This is a genomic window from Legionella tunisiensis (genome assembly GCF_000308315.1).
GTDB classification, from domain to species: domain Bacteria; phylum Pseudomonadota; class Gammaproteobacteria; order Legionellales; family Legionellaceae; genus Tatlockia; species Tatlockia tunisiensis.
This window is the reverse complement of record NZ_CALJ01000119.1, coordinates 1-2,351: the sequence shown is the minus strand read 5'-3', so window position 1 is coordinate 2,351 and position 2,351 is coordinate 1. Positions and strand designations below refer to the sequence as shown.

The window sequence follows — 2,351 nt, the reverse complement described above, 5'->3', positions numbered from 1 at the left end:
GGTACTTTTAACTACAAATTCTGAACAAATCATGGTGCTCTTAACATTAAAACTATCTAGTCCGTACATTTCTCCATGTAATTTGCCACGCTCGGCATCTGTAGTGCGATAGTGACCACCATGTAAACCCAAATTCGCTACCCCAGCTCGCATTTGTCTAGCCCTATCATTCTGAATTGCGGTAAATCTTTCTTGTGATTCTGCATGAAGCCTATGAATATTCTGCTGATATAATTTTACAACTTCTTGCCTATAATCAAGATTTTTTGTTTATAGAATTCCTCTAATTTTTGTTGATTCTCGGGTGAAATTAACTTAAGAATATCAATTCTAAATACGTCACCAGTGATTAAATCTGAGGGTCTTAAGTAGCCTGAGCCATATTTTGTGCCAACATGAGACTGGATTGGCATACCTGTTTTTTCATCGATATAAATCTGCGCTGCATGACTATATTTTGTAATAAATGTTTGAGTTAATACACGCTCCTGATCAGGATTCTCATTTTTAAGAAGATATAATTTCTTAGAGTCAACCATTAAAAATCGCCGTCTTCATAAGAATGTTCAGTAGAAATTTTCTGCTTAATCCTATTCATTAAGACAACTGCTTTTTGGGTCTGCTCATATAATTTTGCTAGTTTAGGGCTTTTCTCAACTAAGCCTAATCGATTAAATTGATCCAATGTTTGTTTAATCTTAACAAGATCATCTAAACGGCCGCACTCAAAAATTGTTAATTGATCTTGCTTCTCTAAATTTTCCCTGCCTCAATATTATCTAATGCATCTTCACATTTTTAAGATATAGGAGTTGAGGTGGGTACATTTTGTTTAAACAAAAGTACTTTAACTCTCTTATTGCCTGTTCATATTTTTCTGGGTGAATACTTTCTTTATCTTTAGAAAATAGAGATAGTTTTGAGTTAAGATCTTTGTTGCCAATACTTTTCTCTAACAACACTGAAAGATAATTAATTTCTGAAGAGGAACCATGATTTTTTGATGAACCATTTTTTCATACAAAGTCAATAACATTTCATCATCTTTGTTTAAATGTTTGCTTATTGAAGATCGCACCATGGTTTTATTATTTGATAAGAAATGTCTCTCTACTCTTTCACTATCATCTAATAATTTACTATATTTTCCGGGTCTTTTCTTGAATCAATTGAATGCTTTTATAATCAAAGGATGTGTTTTATCACCCTTATAATTTTTAATAAATAGATCTAAATTTAAAAGTGCTTTTATGACATCTTTCGTATTGTAATCCAAAGGAAGAGTTCTAGAAGGAGGACCTAGTTTATATACAATGTTATCTACAAGACCTAGAATTACTTTATTAACCATTTCTATATCTTGAGAAGCTACTATAGAAGTAAGGTTTGCCATAGTAAAATAGGCTTCTTTCATTCCTTGAATAGCTTGAAGCACCTCTTTTTCAAGTTTTTCTTTAATAACACTTTACCTCTAATTTCCACAAGCTCTTCTATATTTTCTAGCGAAATCAGAATCTCTCCTTCTGCCTCTGATAAATTTCGTAAATTTTCTGCTGGGGGGAATATTATTCGAACGCTATTAGGTGAGTTAGTTGTTTCAATAGCAGTAATAGCGTCTTGATAAATTTTAATTTTCTGTTGAATTTTCTGATATTTGCTTGAATTTTTGTGGATTTTTCTTTCTCAAGACGGGTCTTTAAAGTATTATAATTTCCAATAGCCTTCATCAATTTTAGATGATAACTTTCATAAAAATGTATAGCATTTTCGTGAGGCATTATAGTTTCTTTGGGAACTATTTTAGTTTTATTTAAAGTTTTCAATGAAGCTGTTACGCGACCTATTACTTGTAGATTGTATGCTGATTGAAAATCAAATTCTTGAGGAAGAATGTTTTGATCTTTTGCTTTCCTGGCTACAATTTCTGCAACTTTCTGTCGGATCTCATCGATATTAGTCTCATGCTTATCAAGACATTGTGTATAAATGTCTGATGAGATTTTTTCTATAAGCTGCATCACTTTTTCTTCAGCTTTTTTATCAGGCGCGATGCCTGTTAGGCCGACTGTTGAGCAAACTATATTAATGGCTGTACCACTTTCTATTTGGTCAAGTTCTATTTTTGCAAATGTCATCTACCTATCCCACAAAATACATCTAACGATTTATTGTAATGCAACATGCTTAAAATATTATTAAGACCCTCTGAGGAACAACCAAAAGAGTTGCTTCAAATTAGCTGTTATCTGTAGCGGCGGCATCGTCAAGTTAACTTTTACTGACGCAAGAAAGATGAAAGCCCGAATTTTAGGCGCAAAGGAGCTCTGTTGCAGCGGATTGCCAAATTTCTT

At 32.8% G+C, this 2,351-nt stretch carries 3 protein-coding genes; all 3 read right to left on the bottom strand.

Translation table 11 applies throughout. From position 1 onward, the window contains the following. Positions 1-236 precede the first annotated feature (236 nt). The 3 genes from BN58_RS08355 to BN58_RS08340 all read right to left on the bottom strand — a co-directional run bounded on the left by BN58_RS08355 (position 237) and on the right by BN58_RS08340 (position 2,135). Positions 237-539: a hypothetical protein gene (locus BN58_RS08355; protein ID WP_019216442.1), complete on the bottom strand. Its 303-nt coding sequence runs from the start codon at positions 537-539 to the stop codon at positions 237-239. A gap of 626 nt (positions 540-1,165) precedes the next feature. Next, the gene (locus tag BN58_RS08345; protein WP_019216440.1) at positions 1,166-1,435 is read right to left on the bottom strand and encodes a hypothetical protein; all 270 of its coding nucleotides are present in this window, start codon (positions 1,433-1,435) and stop codon (positions 1,166-1,168) included. A gap of 130 nt (positions 1,436-1,565) precedes the next feature. Next, the gene (locus BN58_RS08340; RefSeq protein WP_019216439.1) at positions 1,566-2,135 is read right to left on the bottom strand and encodes a hypothetical protein; all 570 of its coding nucleotides are present in this window, start codon (positions 2,133-2,135) and stop codon (positions 1,566-1,568) included. Between the last annotated feature and the right edge of the window lie 216 nt (positions 2,136-2,351).